The following is a 20,594-nucleotide window of genomic DNA, read 5'->3' as shown; positions in this document are numbered from 1 at the left end:
TTGCAGCTCATGAACCTGTTGCCCATTCCCGCTTTTTCCGACAACTACATCTGGATGCTCCACGATGCGGAACACGCCGTGGTCGTCGATCCGGGTCAGGCCGAGCCTGTGCTGAGCACATTGGCACAGCGGGGTCTGAAACTGCAGGGCATTTTAGTCACCCATCATCATGCCGACCATGTGGGCGGCATCGATGCCATTCGCGCGGCCACCGGCGCTCCCGTCTGGGGCCCAGCCTACGAGTCCCTGCCCGAGCCCGTCACGCGCGTGCAGGGCGGCGACAGCATCGAGCTGCTCGGCGGCCCCTGGCAAGTCATCGATGTGCCCGGACACACCAGCGGTCATATTGCCTTCTTCAGCACCCGGGCGCAAAGCGAGCCCCTGCTGTTCTGCGGTGACACGCTTTTCTCGGGCGGCTGCGGCCGCCTTTTCGAAGGCACGGCAGCGCAGATGCAGGCCTCGCTGGACGCACTGGCCGCCCTGCCCGGCAGCACGCTGGTGTGCTGCGCACATGAGTACACAATTTCCAACCTGCGATTTGCGCAGGCCGTGGAACCAAACAATCCAGAACTGGCTCAGTATCTGGAACATTGCCAGCAACTGCGCAAGAGCGGGCAGCCGACGCTGCCCTCCACATTGCAGACCGAGCTGGCCATCAACCCGTTCATGCGAAGCCGCGCTGCCGATGTGATCGCAGCCGCCGTGCACCATGATCCTCAAACCAGGCCCGAGGACCCCGCCAGCGTGCTGGCCACCCTGCGCCAATGGAAAAACGTTTTCTGATGAAGCTGCTATCCACCCTGCTGCTGACAAGCGCACTGATCTTGACCGGCTGCGCCACCACCAGCAGCGTCGACCCCATGTATCCGAACGGCCCGCTCAAACCCCTGGGCCAGGGCAAAGTCGGTAGCTCCGAAGTCGCTGAACTGGAAGCCACGGGCGACCTCTGGGTTCGCATCCGCAAGGGCTTTGCCATGCCCAACCTGGAGCAGGATCTGGTCCAGAACCAGGAGCAGTGGTATGCCACCCGCCCCGACTATATCCAGCGCATGACGGAGCGATCGAGCAAGTATCTGTTCCACATCGTCGAGGAACTGGAGCGCCGCAACATGCCGACAGAGCTGGCGCTGTTGCCGTTCATCGAAAGCGCCTTCAACCCTCAGGCCGTCTCCAGCGCCAAGGCTGCAGGCATGTGGCAGTTCATGCCGGCCACCGGCACCTATTTCGACCTCAAGCAGAACGTCTTCCGCGATGATCGCCGCGATGTGCTGGCCTCGACCCGCGCCGCGCTCGACTATCTGCAAAAGCTCTACAACATGTTCGGCGACTGGCATCTGGCCCTGGCCGCCTATAACTGGGGCGAGGGGAGCGTGGGCCGCGCCATCAAGCGCAATGAAAAGCTGGGCCAGCCCGCGGGCTACCTTGACCTGCAGATGCCGGCCGAAACCCGCAACTACGTGCCCAAGCTGCAAGCCGTCAAGAACATCGTGGCCGAGCCCGAGAAGTTCAACACCGAGCTTCCCATCATCGAAAACCACCCCTATTTCCAGGCCGTGGATCTGCCGCACGATATCGACGTGGAGCTGGTGGCCAAGCTGGCCGATGTCAGCGTGAATGACTTCAAGGCGCTCAACCCCAGCTTTCACAAGCCGGTGATCTTTGCGCGTGCCACGCCGCAGGTGCTGCTTCCCTGGGACAATGCCAAGGTTTTCCGCCGCAATCTGCAGGCCTATAGCGAAGGCCAGTTTGCCAGCTGGACGGTATGGACCGTGCCCACCACCATCACCGTAGCCGAAGCCGCCCAGCGCGCAGGCCTGGGCGAAGCCGATCTGCGCGCCATCAACAACATCCCGCCGCGCATGCTGATCAAGGCCGGCTCGACACTGATGGTGCCGCGCGATGCCAATGTCAAGACTGATGTGCCCGGCCATGTGGCAGACAACGGTCAGATCTCCTTCGCCCCTGAAGTCGTGACCGTGCGCACCACGGTCAAGGCGCGAAAGCGCGATACCCTGGTCAGCGTGGCCAGCCGCTATGGCATCAGCGTCTCCAACCTCGCGGACTGGAACGACCTCAAGTCGACGGCATCCCTGCGCCCCGGCCAGTCGCTGATTGCCTACCTGCCCAGCCGCGCAGCCCGCAGCGCCCGCGCCGAAAGCAATGACAGCTCGGCCCGCAACACCCGTGGCGGCAGCAAGGTGGCAGCCGCCAGCAAGAACGCCAGGAGCAGCAGCGCGCCAGCTCCCCGTGGCGGCAAGAGCGAACCCAAGGCTCGTGGCGGTACACCTGCCAAGAAGCGCAAATAGGCCTCATCATCCGCAAAAAAAGCCCGCTGTTCGCAGAACCAGCGGGCTTTTCCATCTCTGCTCTTTCAAAAAAAAGAAAGCAGAAGACGCTTTATAGATGGGCGATTAAAGCCAATTCAAGCAATATTTTTCAGCGCCTATCCACCAGCGCGTGGGCAATCGTGCCCAGATCCACATATTCAAGTTCGCTGCCTATGGGCACGCCGCGCGCCAGCCGCGTGACCAGGATGCCACGCGACTTGAGCGCCTCGCTGATGGCATGGGCCGTGGCCTCGCCCTCGGCCGTGAAGCTGGTTGCCAGAATCACCTCCTGCACCACACCGTCACAGGCACGCTCCAGCAACTGCTTCATGCCGATTTCCTTGGGGCCCACGCCATCGAGCGGCGACAGCCGCCCCATCAGCACATAGTAGTAGCCCTGATAGGCCTCCGTGCGCTCCATGGCCGCCAGATCGGCCGGCGCCTCGACCACGCACAGCCGCGCGCCATCGCGCCCGGCGTCATCACAGATGCTGCAGATGGCGCCTTCGGTAAACGTGTGGCAGCGCTCACAGTGATGCACCGAGTTCACCGCAGAGTCCAACGCCCGCGCCAGTTGCAGCGCCCCGGCCTGGTCACGCTGCAGCAAATGAAACGCCATGCGCTGTGCCGACTTGATGCCCACGCCCGGCAGCCGGCGCAAGGCCTCGATCAAGGCATCCAGAGATTGCACATCAGACACGGGTTTGTCCTTTCAGTCACCAGAAAAAAGGCGATCTGCCACTGCGCAGATCGCCATTCACTCCCCTCACACCCCGGCCAGGGACAGCAAGCAGGAGCCGCGTCGCGGCATCGCAGCCATCCCTTGGCCGGGGAAGCGGCAGGGCCGCTCAGGGGGAAATCCGTCAGAACGGGAACTTCATCCCGCCGGGCAGGCCGGGCATACCGGCAGTGATCTTGCCCATCTTCTCGTTGGAGGTCTCTTCGGCCTTGCGCACAGCAGCGTTGAAGGCGGCAGCCACCAGGTCTTCCAGCATGTCCTTGTCTTCGGCCAGCAGGCTGGGGTCGATGGTGATGCGCTTGACGTCATGCTTGCAGGTCATCACCACCTTGACCAGACCGGCACCGGATTCGCCTTCGACTTCGATATTGCCCAGCTCATCCTGAGCCTTCTTCAGGTTGTCCTGCATGGCCTGAGCTTGCTTCATCAAACCGGCGAGTTGTCCTTTGTTGAACATGAGAATTCCTTCTTTTGTTGAAACGCCTTATTCAGGCTGAATAGATATGGGCTTGATGCTACCGGGCACGATTTTCGCGCCAAAGTCTCGCATCAAGGTTTGCACCTGCGGATTGCTTTTGACAATGTCCTCGGCCAGCAACTGGCTGGCTTGTCTTTCCAGGGCCAGTCGGCGGGCAGGACTGTCCGTCACCGGCCCTTGCTCGACCTGCAATTGTCGCGCATGACCGGCCGCTTCCAGCGCAGCACGCAAACGATCACGCGTGCCAGCCTGATTCAGCGAGCTGGACTCCACGCGCAGTCGCCACAGATCGCCTTCACGACCCAGCAGTTGCGACTGCAGCGCCAGTTGCCGCGCCACTGCCACCACGGCTTCGCTCTGCAACAACTGCTGCACCACGTCAAACCACAGATCGCCCTCGGGGGTGCGTTCCACGGGGGCTGCATCCTGGGCCGTGCTGGCATAGCCGCCGCCTGCGCTCTGGGCTGGCGGCTCATCCGACTCCATGGGCGGCATGGCATGCAGGGGCTGGCCGACATCGAGGTCGGCATCATCGCCCCAGCGCCCATCGTCAGACCAGCCCTCATCGGGCATGCCTGCCCAGGCCGCTTCGCCGGCATCCTGCTCTTCGGGAGCATCAACCATATCGACGGCCTCGGCGCTCTCGGACGCATCGTCGGCAGGCATATGGTCTGCCTCGGCGGCGGCTTCCTGATTCGCAGCAGCCATGTTTTGCTGAACCGCAGCAGGCTCAGGCGTCACGGCAGGCGCTGGCGACCGGGCCGAATCCGGGGCTGCCTGCATCACAGGCCTTGCAGCGGAATACACAGCTGAATCCGAGCGATCGGCAACCGCTTGAATCTGTTCAGGCTCGGCCATGGCGACGACTGACTCAGGCTCTTGCGCTGGTGCCGACTCCGGTACGGCTTGCACAACAGGCTGCTGCACAGACGGCAAGGACTGGACCTCGGTCGCTGGCACCTCCTTCGCCACCGGCGGTGAAGCCGGAGGCTGCTGAATCGGCGCCGGAGCCTGGACAACAGGCCGGCTAGGCCTCAGCGCCGGAGTTTTTTTTTCAGCCGTGCCGGCTTCGGCATGTGCCGGCTTGAAGGCCAGCAGCCGCAGCAGCGCCATGGTCAGCGCCGCATACTCATCCGGGGCCAGTCCCAGCTCGACGCGGCCGTGCAGGCAGATGCTGTAGAGCAGCTGCGTCTCGTCGCGGGGCATCAGACTGGCCAGTCGGTCTACTTCGGCAGCCTCCGGGTCGCTGGCATCCAGCGGCATATCCGGCACGGCCTGCAACACGGCCATGCGCTGCAGAACGGCGCACATTTCCTCCAGTGTCGATGCAGCAGACAGACCGTTGTGGCGCAGCTCTTCGGAGACTTCAACCACCGTGCGCCCGTGCCCCTGCGCCAGGGCATCGATCAGGCGAAAGACATGGCTTCGATCCACGCTGCCCAGCATCTGGCGCACCGTCGCCTCCTGCAACTGCCCGCTGCCAAAGGCAATCGCCTGGTCGGTCAGGCTCAGCGCATCGCGCATGGAGCCGCGCGCTGCGCGCGACAGCAATCGCAGCGCCTGAGGCTCTGCCGGCACGCTTTCCTTGTCCAGCACATGAGTCAGGTGCTCCAGAACCGTTTCGGGCGCCATCGGGCGCAGATTGAACTGCAGGCAGCGCGAGAGCACAGTGACCGGTACTTTCTGCGGATCGGTCGTGGCCAGCACGAACTTCAGATACTCGGGAGGCTCCTCCAGCGTCTTGAGCATGGCGTTGAACGCGGTGTTCGTCAGCATGTGCACCTCGTCGATCATGAAGACCTTGAAGCGCCCCTGCACCGGTTTGTACACCGCCTGCTCCAGCAGGCTCTGCACCTCATCCACACCGCGGTTGGATGCAGCATCCAGTTCGGTGTAGTCGGGGAAACGACCGCTATCTATTTCAGTGCATGCTGCGCATACCCCGCAAGGGGTTGCGGTGATTCCACCATTGCCATCCAGGCCCTGGCAATTCAGCGACTTGGCCAGAATGCGCGACACCGTGGTCTTGCCCACGCCACGTGTGCCCGTGAACAGATAGGCGTGATGCAGGCGCTGCTGGGTCAACGCATTGGTCAGAGCCTGAACCACGTGCTCCTGCCCCACCATTTCAGTGAAGGTACGGGGCCGGTATTTGCGAGCAAGCACTAAATAAGACATAGCCTCTGATTCTACGGGGCCGGGACATGCCAACAAGCCTGCTCCTGGAATCTCATTTCACAGCTCGCGGAACTGTGTCGGTTTTGCATCTATAATCGAGAGTGACGGGCCTCCTCGCATGGGGAAGCAGCCAACCGGGTCAGGTGGGGAACCAAGCAGCCCTAACTGTGGATACAGTGCCGAGATCAGGCTCGTCACCTTTCGATGGAAACCTCTTTTACAGACAAGAGGCTGTCTTCCGGGAAAGGCCATTCTTCACCATGAACAACACCATGCTGCGGCGCTTTGTCCAGGATAAGTGTTTCGCATCGACCTCCCATGCCTGGGAAGGCGGCACCGTTCAGAGCCGAACCTGAGCCCGCCATTGCTTCAAGGTCTCCTGCAGGCCTGCGGCAGACAAAAGCGGCAACCAAGAAATCGGATGCAAAAAAGGCCGCAATTGCGACCTTTCTATTTTTACCGGATTGACATGGCGCCGTGCAGGGACACCATGGAAGCTCAAACCGGAACGCCCACCAGATCATGCCCCTGCGTGCCCACAATGCGCACGCTGATCAACTCACCCACCTTGTAGGTCTTGCTGGCCTTCTCGGGCGGCTGGATGTGAACCACGCCGTCAATCTCGGGAGCATCGGCATAGGTGCGGCCCACACCGCCTTTTTTGCCCAGACTGACGGCCTTGTCCACCAACACCTTCATGACCTGGCCCACGCGGCGCTGCAGACGCTGGGTGGAGACTTCTTCGGCCACTTCCATGAAGCGCGCACGGCGCGCCTCACGCACCTCTTCGGGCAGCATGCCGGGAAGTTCGTTGGCGGTGGCGCCTTCGACGGGGCTGTAGGCAAAGCAGCCGGCACGGTCGATCTCGGCTTCGCGAATGAAGTTAAGCAGATGCTCAAACTCTTCCTCGGTCTCGCCGGGAAAACCGGCAATGAAGGTGGAACGAATCACCAGCTCGGGGCAGATCTTGCGCCACTCACGGATACGGTCCAGGTTCTTTTCGCCCGACGCGGGTCGCTTCATGCGCTTGAGCACATCGGGATGGCTGTGCTGCAGGGGCACGTCCAGGTAAGGCAGGATCTTGCCCTCGGCCATCAGGGGCAAGACCGTATCCACGGTGGGATAGGGGTAGACATAGTGCAGACGCACCCAGGCGCCGTGCTGCTGTGCCAGCTTGCCCAGCTCGTCAGCAAGTTCCAGCATGCGGGTCTTGACCGGCTTGCCGTCCCAGAAACCGGTGCGGTACTTCACATCCACGCCATAGGCCGAGGTATCCTGGCTGATCACCAGCAGTTCCTTGACGCCTCCTTCGAACAGTGCCTTGGCCTCCTTGAGCACATCACCGATCGGACGCGAGACCAGATCGCCGCGCATGCTGGGAATGATGCAGAAAGTGCAGCGGTGGTTGCAGCCTTCGGAAATCTTCAGATAGGCGTAGTGCTTTGGCGTGAGCTTGATGCCCGCATCGCCAAAGCTGCCGGGCACCAGATCCACGAATGGATCGTGCGGCTTGGGCAGGTGGGTGTGCACAGCGTCCATCACCTCTTGGGTGGCATGGGGGCCGGTGACGGCCAGCACACTGGGGTGAACTTCGGCCACCATGGTGGAGCCGCCATCCTTGCCGGCCTTGGCGCCCAGGCAGCCGGTCACGATCACCTTGCCGTTGGCAGCCAGAGCCTCGCCAATGGTGTCCAGGCTTTCCTTGACGGCATCGTCGATGAAGCCGCAGGTATTGACGATGACCAGGTCAGCGCCTTCAAAGGTCTTGGAGGTCTGGTAACCCTCGGCGCTGAGCTGCGTGAGAATCAGCTCGCTATCAGTCAAGGCCTTGGGGCAGCCCAGCGAAACAAAGCCTACCTTGGGGATAGCGGTTTGCGTGGGGCTATCGGAGTCGATTGATTTCATTTGATTTTTCCAGCAGCGCAGCGTCTACGCGCCAAGCAGCAATTTTATTTCAAAGGCCAGATCAGCAGACTCGACTCTGTGGCTCGAGCCCGCTGCGCGCACGATGAGAAAACCGGTAAACGAAAAAGGCGCTACAGTTTCCATGGCTGTAGCGCCTGTATTCTGGTGGGTCCTGCGAGATGCGTACTCGCGTACCAACAAATCAAAAGCCCGTGTCTGCGTCAAACATAGACGCGGACCCAAACAGGTGAACTGCTGGATTTTACCAGCTACGCATCTGGCTGCTCACGCCCTCCTGGTCTTTATCCCCACAGCTCAGGTATGGCGTGGTGGCCTGATTCCTTCGAGACCCCAAAGCTCGCCGACTGAAGCGGAGGCGAAAAAGCGGCATGGATCACGCTGACTGAAAATAGGACCTGCGCCCCTCCAGCCTGGGCCTCTCAGACTCCCGAAAGCGCTGGCCGATCAGATTGAATACTCCTCCACAATCAACCATCCCATACTCCCCACACCATCATTGATGATGTCCAGGTGGTTGCCGCCCTCGTACACACGAATGTTCTGCCCCACGAAAGCTCTGGGCACAACACGCTCGATATTGCACAGTGCCAGCTTGATTTGCTCACTCAGCGCGGAAAGCGACTTCTGGGAGTAGTCAATGTCTATGGCCTCAGCCAGCAGCCCATAGACAACCCTCCTTTTCCCTTCCTCAGGAAAAGCAAGCACTTTGGTGTGCAAGAGTTCCGCATTGGAAAATTTGCGGCCAGTGAGTTTTTCGAAAACTTCAATGCTTGGCAAAGCGCCCTCCCCATGCAATGTGACCAAATGCAACAAGCATAGTCGAACGCATTTACAGGGGTCAACTGTCGGCTGCGGGTCGAAGGTCCTGCCCCGCCATGCCCGTCACAGCAGCCTACTCAGACGCGCTGCAAGTCCCTCCACAACGTTCACCTCGGCCTCATCAAACGGCTGTCAGAGAATCAAGACACCTTTGGAAAACCCAATGCGATAGCGGGAGCACCTATGGACATTGACCCAACACCATGAATGCGATGGTCACGGTCGACCGATAGAAATGCTTTTGCATGGGAGCTGTCAAAAACAGCCTCCCGATCAATTCTGGTCGCTGGCCTTCCTCAGATCGTCCACGATTGATGCAAAAAAACTCATACAGAGTGTGAGCGCCACGAACGCGAAACTGACAAGCAGCCATTTCATAGTTGCACCCCTGTGATTTACACTTTTTAACAGTATGAGTGCACCAGCTGATAACGCTGAATAGATGTTTACGCTAGCCCTGTTGCAGGCCAGGTCGGCTTCGTCGCACCTGGGCTCCGAAACTCCCCTGGCCTCGCCAAGAGGGGCATGAGGCGGGGTCAATATGGCTCAATGCCGGTGCACTGGGCCAGCTGATCCAACAAGCCACTGGCAAGTTCATCGGCACTCAGACGGTGTGGCAGTCGATGCCGCCGCCGCTGCCTGTCAGTGCAGTGAAAACACAGCCGCTGCCTCAATCTCAAGCGGCCTGGAAAGCAGATACCCTTGAGCACAATCCACCCCAAGCCTCTGGAGCATTTCCAGCTCTTCAGGTCGCTCCACGCCCTCGGCAATCACGAGGCTTCCGATCTCATGCGCGAAGCTGATCAGGCCTCTGGCCAGCGCACGCCGCTTCTCGTCGGTGTCGATCGAGTGGGTAAGACTCATATCCAGCTTGATGATTTCCGGCTCAAGATTGAGGATGTGCCGCATGCTGGAATAGCCCGCGCCGGCATCATCAACCGCCAGTTTCGCGCCCCGGCGACGATAGGGCTCCAGTCCAACGGCAAGTGCCTTGTAATCCTTGACCGCTGCATGCTCGGTAATCTCCAGGACCAGGCGGGAGAGATCATCGATGCCATCCAGCAGTTGGTGGAACTTGCTGCTCAGCAGCAATTGTGGCGAGCAGTTGACACTGACGCTGCTGCTGGCAGGCAGTCGCTGCAGCGCAGGAAGTGCCTTGGCAATCGCGCACAACTCCAGATCAACGCCGAGCCCTGCCTTGTCTGCCACGTCGAACCAGTAATCCGGCGCATGTCTGGGCTCGACATCAAAACGCGAAAGGCTCTCAAAGCCGCAGATGGCCTTGTCGCGCAGACTGCAGATCGGCTGGAACACCATTCTCGGATCGCCGTGCGCCAAAGCGGAACGCACTTCGCCAACCAGCTGTGCCTTGATCCGCTCCTCTGCGGCCTGCTCTTCGATGCGGTCAGCCAGGATCTCGGCGAATGCCCGCAGCAACTGCATGTCACGCTCGCCCAGCGTGGGATTCGGGAGAAAGCTGAAGCAGCAAAGCGTGCCATAGACATGCCCGTCCGTGAGCCGGACGGGAACACTCAGATGGGAGCCGATTGGAATGGCATGGGTTGCGGAAATCTGCTGAGCAGCCGGCACCCGACTGGTGTCCGGAATGCATTCGGGCAACTCGCCGTGGACCACCTTCAGGCAATATCCCTCCTGCATGGGAATGCTCTGACCTTGATAAAGCGGTCCACCCGAAACACTGTCCAAATGCTTGAGCACCCGATCAGCGGCTCCGAAGTGCGAGACAAAGGCGATATCCATTCCAAGGTGCTTGCGAACCGCACGAAGTATGCGATCAACACCTTCGGCACACACACCTGATCTCATCAAGTGATTGAGATGGCGATTTCCTTCAAGCTCCAGATCGTTCATCTGCATGCCCCCCTCTTACATACAGTCGACTCACATGACTTTTGTCACTTTTTAATACAAAACAGCATTCAATGTGAAGCGATAAGCCTCGATGCGCAGCCAGTTTCTCAGCAGCGAGCGTGGAAAAAATGTCAATCAACCCAGTAGGTTCCGCAATCTGTCTCGATTTCAGCCGCCGCTGCAACCACGCTTTTCCGCCAAACCGGGCCTGATCGCCCTGTCACGTGGCGTCTGCCAAACGCCCGCCTACAGACCTCTCCATCACAGCGACAACGGACAGCAATCGAACTGGAGCCACGTCCGGCTCCGCATGATGCATCTGCGGGTAAAAGTCTGGGCCGAACCAATGACTGCATCAAGGTCGACGGACTTTACAAAATTATGTTTCAGTTTGATACAAATAGCCCGATATCCAGTTAATTACTGTTTGGGTTCGAGGAGAGATCAATGAGACGGTGCATCATCAAAGTGGCGGGAGCCTATTACACGGCGCTCTTCCCCAGCACGTGCGCCGCTCTTGAAGACGCAATGAAGCGCTTTCCCGGTGCCACCACGATCAGCGTCAGAGCAGCATGTCTCGCACTCAACCACTCGATGCTGCACTGAGTTGTCCCGCTGGGACCTCGTAAGGCCTTACCTGCGGCAGTGAGCGCGCATATGGCACCCCCTGCCCTGGTCACTCCAGCCCGTCCATGACAGAACTTTCTGAGCGCTCTGCTGCTTTGCAGATGACTTTGCGTATGAGAGCACTACTGAGCGACCACCTGCACGCGGCTCAGGTCGACCCCAAGTGAGTTGGCTTTTTCAAGCAGGCGCCTGAACTGCTGCTCGGGAATGGTCTTGCTGCGCGACAGCAGCCAGAAATAATCAAGGCTGTCGCCTATCACCAGGGCCGTCTGATATTCGTCATCCAGACTCACCACGTTGTAGCCGCCATAAAAAGGACCAAAGAAGGAAACCTTGAGTGCTGCCACATCAGGGCGGCCCAGAAAGCGCGCCCTGCCCCGGGCCTGCCGCCATTCCTGCTTCGCAGGGTCATAGCCCCGGTTGATGACGGTCACGGTCCCATCTTCGTTCAGACTGTATTGCGCGGAGACTTGGCTGAGTCCTTTTTCAAAACGGTGCTCTATCCGCGCAAGCTCGTACCAGGTGCCCTTATAGCGCGTGACATCGAAGCCACTCACAGGCTGCACGCCTTGAGGGACCGAGACTGCGCAACCCCAGAATGCAGCGGCAACTCCCGCCGCAACCGCCGTCAAACCAGCACAACGAATCGACGAACTTCTCGAAAAACGCATGGTTGTTCCCGAAGTTGAAAGCCTCATTCAACCATTCATGCTCCTGCCCGCCCTGCAAAGCGGGCTTTTATCGTTCTGGGAAGCCAGGGTGCAAGACAGCTGGGGGCAGCTTTGACGGGCGAGCAAAGGCCGCCGCCACTTTGCCCCAAAGACGCACAGGCGAACATATGTCTCCTGCTGCAACTATCCACATCTACCCTAAAAATACTTGATGTAGTCGTGATTCCAACGCAATTCAAGCGAACCATTGGCCACCCTGCGAATTCACTGGACGCGCCATCGCGGCAGCTGTACCGTCGTCTTTTGGTTCAGCAACTTGATTGAAGGCCGCCTGCCCCATGAGTAAATCCAAAGAGTCCACCGTCCATCACATCGTGGATGCAAAGCAGTGGGAACTCAATCGCGAAAAAGAGCGCATCACCTATCCTGCCAACCATGCCGGCCCGATTCAGATGGACTGGCGCAAGCGCGAGAACTACTCGGCCACCGACCTGAACTACCGAGGAAGAAGTAAAACCCCGTAGCAGCAGATCCGGCCCGAACGGCAGCACAAACCCTGTCACCGCCGAAACAAGCGGGAGCCCGCTTTGGGGAATGAACAAATGGCGACGCACACTGCAAGCTTGGGCCTACTCCCCCGCTTCAATGATCCCGAGTGCAAGTACTGCAGGCCACTCCCCAAAGCCGGCACCACACTGAGGAACAAAGTCCTTGGACTCGAAAAAGCAGTGAGCCCAGATACCAATGCTGATTGGCATTGGACTCCATCCGCCGTAGCCCATTGACTGCGCAGCTCCTGCAAGGCGCTGCTTCGTCCGCACACATGCCAAGAAAAAGCAGCTTGAATCTGGCTCTTGCTGCCTAATTGATAGCAAAAGAAAAGGCCCCGTATTGCTACGGGGCCTTGCTATCTTTGGTGGGTCCTGCGAGATTCGAACTCGCGACCAACGGATTAAAAGTCCGCTGCTCTACCGACTGAGCTAAAGACCCTGCCACACCTTAAAAGCAGTAGTTGCCTAATCAGTGGAATAACGTTATTGTAATCTATTTTTCCAGGCCCGCTGCCGAAAACGCGAATTAGTTGGATCAGTTCGCGGTTAGGGTTAGTTCGACTGCCGGGCCAATTGATCGAGCACCCAGCCTGCAGCGCACTGACCAAAGGTTGCCGTCACGGCCACGACCGAGCCGTAGCCATGGCAGTTGAGGCTGCCATCACCGCCCTCGATGGAGCAAGATGCATCGGGAGGAGCTACCGCCTCCCGGCTGAACACGCAGGTCACGCCCATGCGCTTGCCATCCTTGGGGGCGCCATGCTGCTTGCGCAGCCGGTACCGCAGCTGCGACAGAAGCGGATCATGAGTCGTCGCAGCAAGGTCGGCAATATCCACCAGATGGGCCATGCGCTTTCCGCCCGCAGCGCCGACGGAAATGAAGCACTGCCGGGTCTTGCGCGCGTGCGCAGCCATTTCGGCCTTGGCCTTGATCTGATCGCAGGCATCGATCACCGCATCGGCATCGACCGGCAAGAGTTGCTGCCAGTTGTCCGGGTCGACAAACTCGTCAATGCAATTGACCACGCAAGCGGGATTGATCTCGGCGATGCGATCACGCATGGCTTCGATCTTGGCCTGACCCACCGTGCTGGTCAGCGCATGGATCTGGCGATTGATATTGGACTCGGCCACATGGTCCATATCGATCAGGGTCAGGCGGCTCACACCGCTGCGCGCCAGGGCCTCGGCCGTCCACGAGCCGACTCCGCCGACACCGACCACCACCACATGGGCGGCACGAATCCGGGCTGCGCCCGGTACGCCGTAAAGGCGCTCCAAACCGCCAAAGCGGCGCTGCACATCTGCTTCTTCCATAGAAAAAACAGCGCCGTATGGGGGCGCTGTTTCCGCTTGAGGCTGTGAATATCCGGCCATTACTTGAGCGTCGCCAGCTTGGACTTGGCAATCCCTGCGGCTTCCGAGTTCGGATAGGCCTGCAGCAGCTCTTCCAGAGTCTTGCGCGCCGCCTTGGTGTCCTTGAGTTCCACCTGACAGTTGGCGATGGACAAGGCCGCTTCGGGCGAGCGGGCATGCATGGGAGTCGTGGTCATGACCGAGCGGAAATTGGCAATGGCGTTCTTATAGTCGCGTGTGGCGTACTGCGAGTTGCCCAGCCAGAAGCGCACCGACGGTGTATAGCCGCTCTTGGGCCACTGGCGCAGAAAAGCGGCAAACGCCTGACCAGCCTCGGGGAACTTGCCCGAACGGAACATGCCCAGAGCCTGCTCGAAGTCCTGTTGCTCGTTGCGATCGGCAGTGAATTCCACACCGTCCACGGTCACGCTGACTGGTTCGAACTGGCGCAGACGCTCGTCAAAGCCCTTGGCCAGATCTTTCTGACCGCGCTGCAACTCGGCAGCGTCGCGTGTCAGCTGCTCGTTCTGACCACGCAGCTTGGCCTGGTCGGACTTGAGCGACTCGATCTGCGACTGCAGATCCAGCAGGCTGCGACGGGTTTGCTCCTGCGACTGCTGCAGGCTGTCAACGCGCTGGCGCAGTTCGATGATGGCGCGGCGCGCCTCGTCATCACCAAACAGGGCTGCATGGGCGCTGATGGCAGAGCCGGCCAGCAGGCCGGCCACCACCAGGCGCGGCAGCGTTGCGTGACGGAGAGTCAACAAGGCCTGCTTCATCATTAACGGTAGTTGATTTCAACGCGACGGTTCTGGGCGTAAGCGTCTTCGCTATGGCCTTCGGCAGCAGGCTTTTCCTTGCCGTAGCTCACCGCTTCGACCTGAGCGTCGTTGACACCCAGCAGACCCAGGGAGCGGCGCACGGCTTCGGCACGCTTCTGACCCAGAGCCAGGTTGTATTCACGACCGCCGCGCTCGTCGGTATGGCCTTCCAGCTGCACCTTGGCCGCAGGATTGGCCTTGATGAACTTGGCATGGGCTTCGATCTGGGGCTGTGCATCGGCCTTGACAGAGTAGCTGTCAAAGTCGAAATACACGATGCGGCTGACGCCCTGAGGGCCGGCCTTGGAGGCGGCCGAACCGGTCAGGTCCACACCGGACACGCCGCTCTGGCCCTGGCCGCTGGTGCCAGCACCCTGGCTCGACAGCGAACCGTCAACGGGCTTGTCGTCCAGCTTGACGCCAGAGCTGCAACCTGCGACCAGCGCGGTCACAGCCAAAGCCAGGGAAAGACGTTTGATAGTCAACATGAGATTTCTCCGAACAGTCCACAACGGACTTCATCACTAGAAAGAAAGAGGGAAAGCAAACTTCAGATCAGTGTTTCTGGAACGGGCCCCAGTCGGGCTCACGTATGTCTCCACTTGGACCTGCCAGACGCGCCTTGATCTTGCCGTCCAGCGTGGTGGTCATGAGCGCCTCACGGCCTCCCTGAATGGTGGCGTAAACAATCAGACGGCTGTTGGGCGCAAAACTCGGGCTTTCGTCCGCCGTGGTGTCCGTGACGGAGTTCACGGTGCCTGTCGCCAGATCCATGACCTGGAGCTTGAAGCCACCGCCCACGCGGGAGACATAGGCCAGCCACTTGCCGTCGGGGCTGATGGCGGGCGAGATGTTGTAGGTGCCGCTGAAGGTCACGCGCTCGGCACTGCCGCCCGAGGACGAAACCTTGTAAACCTGAGGGGCGCCGCCACGGTCGCTGACGAAATAGATGGTGCGACCGTCGCTGGAGAAGCAGGGCTCGGTATCGATGCCACTGCTTTGCATGAGGCGGCGCGGCTCGCCGCCCTGGGCGCTGAGCAGATACAGCTGCGAGCCGCCGTCGCGGCTCAGCGTCACGGCCAGACGGCTGCCGTCGGGCGACCAGGCAGGAGCGCTGTTGGAGCCGCGGAAATTGGCCAGCAGACGACGGTGGCCGCTGGCCACATCGTGCACATAGACCACGGGCTTGCGTGACTCGAAGGACACATAGGCCAGCTGGGTGCCGTTGGGTGCCCAGGCGGGGGAAATGATGGGCTCTGGGCTGGACAGCGCCGATTGGGCATTCTCGCCGTCGGCATCGGCAATCCACAGGCGGTATTGGGCGCCGGCCTTGGTCACATAGGCAATGCGGGTGGAGAAAATGCCTTTCTCGCCCGTGAGCTTTTCATAGATGTAGTCGGCAATGCGGTGCGCCACCAGACGCAGATCGCCGGTGGTCACGGCAAAGCCCTGGCCGCCCAGATCCTGGCCCTTGACCACATCCCACAGGCGGAAGCGCACATCCCAGCGGCCATCGGCCAGGCGGGTGATGCTGCCGGTGGCCAGCGAATCGGCACCCTTCTGGCGCCACTGCGCCACGTCGGGGCGCGAGGTCTCGTCCAGCGCGACGCCGGAAGCGTCCACGCCGCGGAACTGGCCACTGCGCTCCAGGTCGGCCTGGATGATGGCGGAAATCTTCTGCGGGGCCGAACCTTCCCCCTTGAACGGGGCGATTGCGATCGGCAGCTGTGTCAGGCCCACGCCTGTTACCTCAACCCTGAACTGGGCCAGTGCCGGAAGGGCCGGCGTGGCGGCTAGCGTTGCCAGCATGGCTCTACGGGAAGCGCGCGGCCCTGCCGCCCAGGTTGTCAGGGATGGAAGTCGGTCAATAGTCATTGGCAGCCATCAAAATTTCCGGAATTGCCCGGTACAAACACAAGCGCGAATGTTACACACACTGACGGATTCCTGATGTAAGAACGTGCTCAGTAGGGTGATCAAACGCAAGTGTCCCAAAATTTTCAGATCGGGAGCATGCCAGAGTCTGCATGAGTGCAGAGACAAGCCCCGGACCAATTCTGCCGCAGGCTTGCGCTTTATATTCAAACAGGCATAGTTGGTTACAACTTCATCCCGAATTTCATCTATTGAGATCCGTGCGGACTCCAAAAGCACAAGCCCTAAAATCACGCGCTTATGCAAGCCACACCGTCACCATCGCCGAGCGAGCCCCCCAAGGCCGCTCCCGCTCCAGCTGTCCCCGCCCATCCATCCGAGCTGCCGCTGATGCAGCGCCTCAAGCGCCTGACGCCTTATTTCTCGGGCCAGCGCTGGGCCTGGGGTCTGGCCATTTTTGCCACGCTGGTGGGTGCGGCGACCGAGCCTGCCATGCCGGCGCTGCTCAAGCCCCTGCTCGACAGCGGTTTTACGGCAGGGTCGCTGCCGCTGTGGACGGTGCCCGTGTTTCTGATCGGCCTGTTCGTGATTCGCGGCCTGGCCCAGTTCACGGGGCAGTACGCGCTGGCCCGCATCACCAATGACGGCATGCTGGGTCTGCGCCAGAAACTCTTCGAGCGCCTGCTGGCCGCCGACATGAGCCTGTTTTCCAGGCAATCGGCCTCGGCGCTTTCCAACACCATCGTCTACGAGGTGCAGACCGGTGCCCAGCAGCTGGTGCAGGCGATGATGAGCATCTCTCGCGACGGCTTCACGCTGATCGCCCTGCTCGGCTATCTGATCTATCTGAACTGGCAGCTCACGCTGATCGTGGCCTTCATGGTGCCGGGCGTGGCCTGGGTCATGAAAACGCTGTCGCGCCGCCTGTACCGCATCACCAAGTCCAGTCAGACGGCCACCGACGAACTGGCCTATGTGGTGGAGGAGAACGTGCTGGCCCACCGCATGGTGCGCCTGCATGGCGCCCAGGCTTCGCAGCAGTCGCGTTTTGGCGAGCTGAGCCGCCAGCTGCGCGGCCTGAACACCAAGGCCACCATCGCCTCGGCCGCCATGACGCCACTGACCCAGGTGCTGGCGGCGATTGCGCTGTCGGTGATTCTCTGCATCGCCCTGTGGCAAAGCCGCGAAGGTGGCGCCGCCATCGGCTCGGCCAGCGTGCAGGATGTGACCGTGGGCGGCTTTGCCGCCTTCATCTCGGCCATGCTGATGCTGATTGCGCCCATTCGCCGCATGGCCGATGTGGCCAACCCCATCACGCGCGGCGTGGCCGCACTGGAGCGTGGCCTGGCCCTGCTCGAAGGCTCCACCGACGAGCAAGGCGGCAGTTTCAAGCCCTGCGCCAAGGTCAGCGGCGCACTGCAGCTGAGCGATGTGAGCGTGCAGTTCGGCCCGGACAAGGCTCCGGCCCTCTCGCACCTGAGCCTGGACGTCAAGGCCGGCGAAGTCGTGGCCCTGGTCGGCCCGTCCGGTGCTGGCAAGACCACGCTGGTCAATCTGCTGCCCCGCTTTTTTTCGCCCACCAGCGGCCAGATCATGCTGGAAGGGGTTCCCGTGGCCGACTGGGACCTGAACACGCTGCGCCAGCAGTTCGCCATGGTCAGCCAGGACGTGGTCATGCTCAACGACAGCGTCGCGGCCAATGTGGCCCTGGGCAGAGATATTGACGAGACACGCGTCTGGTCCGCTCTGGAGGCCGCCAATCTGGGCGACTTCGTGCGCAATCTGCCCCAGGGCCTGCACACCCTGGTGGGCCACAATGCCAGCCAGTTCTCGGGCGGCCAGCGCCAGCGCCTGGCCATTGCCCGCGCGCTCTACAAGGACGCGCCCATCCTGATCCTGGACGAAGCCACTTCGGCACTGGACAACGAGTCCGAGCGACTGGTCCAGCAGGCGCTGAACCGTCTGATGCAGGGCCGCACCACGCTGGTGATTGCCCACCGCCTGTCCACCATCGAGCATGCGGACCGCGTGGTCGTCATGGAGCGCGGCCAGATTGCCGAACAAGGCTCGCATGAGCAACTGATGGAACTGGGCGGCCTCTACGCCCGCCTGCACAACCAGGTGCGCAGCTCGACCCCTGGCGAGCCTCAAATTTAAGAGCTGCTACCGCATATAAATAAAGGACTTCAGGGTCAAATGAACCTGAAGTCCTTTTTCATTGGGCGCTAGCAGCTATCAAAATAGCTAGTCCGATACTGAAACCGTCCGCTACCAGCTCCCGCGCGGGGGCTGGGTACGGCGCTCATGCTGCAGCGCCTTGCCCAGCAGATCGACCATGTACTGCCGGTCCACCAGCCTGGCGAAGTCCGCTGCCGTCATATTGCGCTGGTTGCGCAGCGTGATGTCCGCCCCCTCCTGCAGCAGCAGCCTGACCACGGCTTCGCTGCTGTACTGGGCAGCCAGCATCAGCGGCGTGCTGCCGTTCGGCGATGCTGCATCGATATAGGCGCTTTCTTCGAGCAGCAGCTTGATGATGTCCAGCGTCTGCGGCGTGTCGGCGGAGGCTGCATAGTGCAGCGGCGCCCAGCCCTCTCGATTCACGTCGGCGCCGCGCTTGATCAGCTCGCGCACGATATCGAGGTGGCCCTTGATGCAGGCCATCATCAGCGGCGTCTCGTTCTGGCGCGAGGCCAGATTGACATCGATCCGCGGCGCCTTGAGCAGCACGTCAAAGACCTTGAGCGAGTCCTGATGCAGGGCCGCCACCAGCCCCGGCCGCCCGCGCGAATCCAGGGTGTTGGCGTTGAAGCCGCGAAAGATCAGATTCACCATGGCACTGGAGTTGTCGCTGACCAGCGCCCGCGAATAGTCCTCGTAGTCATTGGCCTGGGCCAGCCCTGGCAGGCCCGCCACCCCGACGACAGCAGCCCCCGCCCAGCGCAGGCTCTGGCGGCGGTTCAATGACGATGCAATCGATGGGGCAGCAAAAAGACTCATGCACTCGCTCCAGAGTTCACGGACAAGGTCACGCCCTTGAACAGGCGGTCAAAGTTGGCACTGGTGGCGGCAGCCACCTCCTCGATGGAAATGCCGCGCACCTCGGCAATCTGCCTGGCCACAAAAGGCACGTAGGAAGGATTATTGGTCTTGCCTCGGTAGGGCACGGGCGCGAGATAGGGACTGTCGGTTTCTATCAACAGCCGGTCCAGCGGCACGAACGCCGCCACATCGCGCAGATGCTGGGCATTCTTGAAGGTCACGATGCCCGACAGGGAGATGTAGTAACCCATGTCCAGGCCCGCGCGCGCCACTTCGGCGGTTTCGGTGAAACAGTGAAAGACACCGCCGGCCTGGGTGCCGGAATCGGCCTCGCCGCACTCGCGCAAAATGCCCAGGGTGTCGTCGGAGCTGCTGCGGGTGTGGATGACCAGCGGCTTTTGCGTGATCTGCGCCGCCCTGATATGCGTGCGAAAACGCTCGCGCTGCCATTCCAGATCGGCAATCGTGCGACCGCCCTTGCGGTCTTCCATGCCGTAGTAATCGAGCCCGGTCTCGCCGATCGCCACCACGCGCGGCAGCGCGGCGCGCTCCACCAGATCCTGCACGCTGGGCTCGGTCATGTCTTCGGTATCGGGGTGCACGCCCACGGTGGCCCAGAAGTTGTCGTAGTCCAGCGCCAGCTGGTGCACCTCGGGAAACTCTTCCATCGTCGTGCTGATGCACAGCGCGCGCGTGACCTTGGCGGCAGCCATGGCTGCGCGGATCTGCGCGATATTGGCGCTCAGCTCGGGGAAATTCAGGTGGCAGTGGGAATCGGTAAACATAGAGATTGGACCGCTCCTGAGCGGCTGCGCCGCTTCCCCCAGGGGACGACGCCATCGCTGCGAGACGGCTCTTGCTCGGCGCCTCTGGTGTGAGAACGCGCCAGTATTAATAATCAGATTGTCTGGGTCGGCTTCTCGGAGCTCAGGGCCGTGCCCAGAATCTGCTCGATCTTTGCCTTGAGCTCGGCGGACTTGGCGTCCTTGGGAAACTGGATGCCCACGCCCTGGGTCCGGTTGCCGGAAGCGCGCTCCGGCGTCACCCAGGCCACCCGGCCCGCGACCGGATAGCGCTGCGGATCGTCGGGCAGGGTGAGCAGAACATAGACATCATCGCCCAAACGATAGTCACGCTGCGTGGGCACAAAAATCCCCCCTTCGGCGAACAACGGAATATAGGCGGCATACAGCGCCGCCTTTTCCTTGATCGCCAGCTGCATCACGCTGGGACGAGGGGTGGTAGTTGCGTTCATAGTGGGTAGCGGAATTCTTGTGGCAGCCGGGCGGCGGTAGTGGCGAGGTTAACACCCGGG

At 61.0% G+C, this 20,594-nt stretch carries 18 protein-coding genes, 1 tRNA gene and 1 other RNA gene; 5 read left to right on the top strand and 15 right to left on the bottom strand.

All coding sequences use genetic code 11. From position 1 onward, the window contains the following. The first annotated feature begins 9 nt into the window (after positions 1-9). Both gloB and FSY59_RS02835 read left to right on the top strand, forming a co-directional pair. The gene (gloB, locus tag FSY59_RS02840; RefSeq protein ID WP_003056675.1) at positions 10-783 is read left to right on the top strand and encodes a hydroxyacylglutathione hydrolase; all 774 of its coding nucleotides are present in this window, start codon (positions 10-12) and stop codon (positions 781-783) included. Then, positions 783-2,306, top strand: a complete 1,524-nt coding sequence (locus tag FSY59_RS02835; RefSeq protein WP_019044249.1) for a transglycosylase SLT domain-containing protein — start codon at positions 783-785, stop codon at positions 2,304-2,306. Before gloB ends, FSY59_RS02835 begins: the two co-directional genes overlap by 1 nt. A 130-nt stretch (positions 2,307-2,436) precedes the next feature. Here the strand turns inward: FSY59_RS02835 and recR are convergent, their stop codons facing one another. From recR to dnaX, 3 genes are all read right to left on the bottom strand, one after another. Further along, positions 2,437-3,027 carry a recombination mediator RecR gene (recR, locus tag FSY59_RS02830; RefSeq protein ID WP_003056679.1) on the bottom strand — a complete coding sequence of 197 codons (591 nt, stop codon included), beginning with the start codon at positions 3,025-3,027 and terminating at the stop codon, positions 2,437-2,439. A 163-nt stretch (positions 3,028-3,190) separates the two neighbouring features. Continuing rightward, positions 3,191-3,523, bottom strand: coding sequence for a YbaB/EbfC family nucleoid-associated protein (locus FSY59_RS02825; RefSeq protein WP_003056681.1), 333 nt, complete (start codon positions 3,521-3,523; stop codon positions 3,191-3,193). A gap of 27 nt (positions 3,524-3,550) precedes the next feature. Then, the gene (gene dnaX, locus FSY59_RS02820) at positions 3,551-5,722 is read right to left on the bottom strand and encodes a DNA polymerase III subunit gamma/tau (protein ID WP_050874923.1); all 2,172 of its coding nucleotides are present in this window, start codon (positions 5,720-5,722) and stop codon (positions 3,551-3,553) included. Positions 5,723-5,825: 103 nt separating this feature from the next. On the opposite strand from dnaX, the gene ffs reads away from it, so the two are divergent. Continuing rightward, positions 5,826-5,921: signal recognition particle sRNA small type (ffs, locus tag FSY59_RS02815), an RNA gene on the top strand. A gap of 299 nt (positions 5,922-6,220) precedes the next feature. Here ffs and rimO read toward each other — a convergent pair. From rimO to FSY59_RS02795, 4 genes are all read right to left on the bottom strand, one after another. Continuing rightward, positions 6,221-7,627, bottom strand: coding sequence for a 30S ribosomal protein S12 methylthiotransferase RimO (gene rimO, locus FSY59_RS02810; protein WP_148728428.1), 1,407 nt, complete (start codon positions 7,625-7,627; stop codon positions 6,221-6,223). A gap of 465 nt (positions 7,628-8,092) precedes the next feature. After that, positions 8,093-8,425, bottom strand: a complete 333-nt coding sequence (locus FSY59_RS02805) for a hypothetical protein (RefSeq protein ID WP_019044248.1) — start codon at positions 8,423-8,425, stop codon at positions 8,093-8,095. A 684-nt stretch (positions 8,426-9,109) separates the two neighbouring features. After that, positions 9,110-10,345, bottom strand: coding sequence for an EAL domain-containing protein (locus tag FSY59_RS02800; protein ID WP_019044247.1), 1,236 nt, complete (start codon positions 10,343-10,345; stop codon positions 9,110-9,112). Positions 10,346-11,088: 743 nt separating this feature from the next. Then, a complete protein-coding gene (locus FSY59_RS02795) occupies positions 11,089-11,523 on the bottom strand; it encodes a lipocalin family protein (protein ID WP_255439118.1) in 435 nt (144 codons plus the stop codon). Between the two features lie 452 nt (positions 11,524-11,975). Between FSY59_RS02795 and FSY59_RS02790 the strand changes: the two genes are divergently transcribed. Beyond that, positions 11,976-12,161 (top strand): hypothetical protein, encoded by a 186-nt coding sequence (locus FSY59_RS02790; protein ID WP_003056699.1) that lies wholly within the window; start codon positions 11,976-11,978, stop codon positions 12,159-12,161. 390 nt (positions 12,162-12,551) lie between these two features. Here the strand turns inward: FSY59_RS02790 and FSY59_RS02785 are convergent. The 5 genes from FSY59_RS02785 to tolB form a co-directional block, all read right to left on the bottom strand. Then, a tRNA-Lys gene (locus FSY59_RS02785) sits at positions 12,552-12,627 on the bottom strand. A gap of 113 nt (positions 12,628-12,740) precedes the next feature. Continuing rightward, positions 12,741-13,565, bottom strand: a complete 825-nt coding sequence (locus tag FSY59_RS02780; RefSeq protein WP_148728427.1) for a ThiF family adenylyltransferase — start codon at positions 13,563-13,565, stop codon at positions 12,741-12,743. Continuing rightward, positions 13,565-14,326, bottom strand: a complete 762-nt coding sequence (ybgF, locus tag FSY59_RS02775; protein WP_003056826.1) for a tol-pal system protein YbgF — start codon at positions 14,324-14,326, stop codon at positions 13,565-13,567. Before ybgF ends, FSY59_RS02780 begins: the two co-directional genes overlap by 1 nt. Further along, positions 14,326-14,853, bottom strand: coding sequence for a peptidoglycan-associated lipoprotein Pal (gene pal / locus FSY59_RS02770; RefSeq protein ID WP_003061517.1), 528 nt, complete (start codon positions 14,851-14,853; stop codon positions 14,326-14,328). The genes ybgF and pal overlap by 1 nt, the downstream gene beginning before the upstream one ends. Positions 14,854-14,920: 67 nt before the next feature. Further along, the gene (gene tolB / locus FSY59_RS02765) at positions 14,921-16,240 is read right to left on the bottom strand and encodes a Tol-Pal system beta propeller repeat protein TolB (protein ID WP_034400262.1); all 1,320 of its coding nucleotides are present in this window, start codon (positions 16,238-16,240) and stop codon (positions 14,921-14,923) included. A 300-nt stretch (positions 16,241-16,540) separates the two neighbouring features. Between tolB and msbA the strand changes: the two genes are divergently transcribed. Further along, positions 16,541-18,397, top strand: coding sequence for a lipid A export permease/ATP-binding protein MsbA (msbA, locus tag FSY59_RS02760; RefSeq protein WP_029158820.1), 1,857 nt, complete (start codon positions 16,541-16,543; stop codon positions 18,395-18,397). Between the two features lie 111 nt (positions 18,398-18,508). Here msbA and FSY59_RS02755 read toward each other — a convergent pair whose 3' ends face one another. From FSY59_RS02755 to FSY59_RS02745, 3 genes are all read right to left on the bottom strand, one after another. After that, positions 18,509-19,237: an ankyrin repeat domain-containing protein gene (locus FSY59_RS02755; protein ID WP_003056835.1), complete on the bottom strand. Its 729-nt coding sequence runs from the start codon at positions 19,235-19,237 to the stop codon at positions 18,509-18,511. Further along, entirely contained in the window at positions 19,234-20,064 is an 831-nt protein-coding gene (locus FSY59_RS02750) for a TatD family hydrolase (protein ID WP_043371914.1), read from the bottom strand. The genes FSY59_RS02755 and FSY59_RS02750 overlap by 4 nt, the downstream gene beginning before the upstream one ends. A gap of 113 nt (positions 20,065-20,177) precedes the next feature. Continuing rightward, positions 20,178-20,534, bottom strand: coding sequence for a PilZ domain-containing protein (locus FSY59_RS02745; protein ID WP_003056839.1), 357 nt, complete (start codon positions 20,532-20,534; stop codon positions 20,178-20,180). Positions 20,535-20,594 lie beyond the last annotated feature (60 nt).

It is taken from the genome of Comamonas sp. Z3 (genome assembly GCF_008121565.1).
GTDB lineage: Bacteria > Pseudomonadota > Gammaproteobacteria > Burkholderiales > Burkholderiaceae_C > Comamonas > Comamonas brasiliensis.
The sequence above is the reverse complement of the archived record's forward strand: the minus strand, read 5'-3'. Positions and strand labels throughout refer to the sequence as shown.

What these genes read in the sequence shown, in the direction of transcription:
- gloB (WP_003056675.1), top strand. Translation starts at nt 10, where the DNA reads ATGAACCTGTTGCCCATTCCCGCTTTTTCCGACAACTACATCTGGATG.
- FSY59_RS02835 (WP_019044249.1), top strand. Translation starts at nt 783, where the DNA reads ATGAAGCTGCTATCCACCCTGCTGCTGACAAGCGCACTGATCTTGACC.
- FSY59_RS02825 (WP_003056681.1), bottom strand. Translation starts at nt 3,523, where the DNA reads ATGTTCAACAAAGGACAACTCGCCGGTTTGATGAAGCAAGCTCAGGCC.
- dnaX (WP_050874923.1), bottom strand. Translation starts at nt 5,722, where the DNA reads ATGTCTTATTTAGTGCTTGCTCGCAAATACCGGCCCCGTACCTTCACT.
- rimO (WP_148728428.1), bottom strand. Translation starts at nt 7,627, where the DNA reads ATGAAATCAATCGACTCCGATAGCCCCACGCAAACCGCTATCCCCAAG.
- FSY59_RS02800 (WP_019044247.1), bottom strand. Translation starts at nt 10,345, where the DNA reads ATGCAGATGAACGATCTGGAGCTTGAAGGAAATCGCCATCTCAATCAC.
- FSY59_RS02790 (WP_003056699.1), top strand. Translation starts at nt 11,976, where the DNA reads ATGAGTAAATCCAAAGAGTCCACCGTCCATCACATCGTGGATGCAAAG.
- FSY59_RS02780 (WP_148728427.1), bottom strand. Translation starts at nt 13,565, where the DNA reads ATGGCCGGATATTCACAGCCTCAAGCGGAAACAGCGCCCCCATACGGC.
- ybgF (WP_003056826.1), bottom strand. Translation starts at nt 14,326, where the DNA reads ATGATGAAGCAGGCCTTGTTGACTCTCCGTCACGCAACGCTGCCGCGC.
- pal (WP_003061517.1), bottom strand. Translation starts at nt 14,853, where the DNA reads ATGTTGACTATCAAACGTCTTTCCCTGGCTTTGGCTGTGACCGCGCTG.
- tolB (WP_034400262.1), bottom strand. Translation starts at nt 16,240, where the DNA reads ATGACTATTGACCGACTTCCATCCCTGACAACCTGGGCGGCAGGGCCG.
- msbA (WP_029158820.1), top strand. Translation starts at nt 16,541, where the DNA reads ATGCAAGCCACACCGTCACCATCGCCGAGCGAGCCCCCCAAGGCCGCT.
- FSY59_RS02755 (WP_003056835.1), bottom strand. Translation starts at nt 19,237, where the DNA reads ATGAGTCTTTTTGCTGCCCCATCGATTGCATCGTCATTGAACCGCCGC.
- FSY59_RS02750 (WP_043371914.1), bottom strand. Translation starts at nt 20,064, where the DNA reads ATGTTTACCGATTCCCACTGCCACCTGAATTTCCCCGAGCTGAGCGCC.
- FSY59_RS02745 (WP_003056839.1), bottom strand. Translation starts at nt 20,534, where the DNA reads ATGAACGCAACTACCACCCCTCGTCCCAGCGTGATGCAGCTGGCGATC.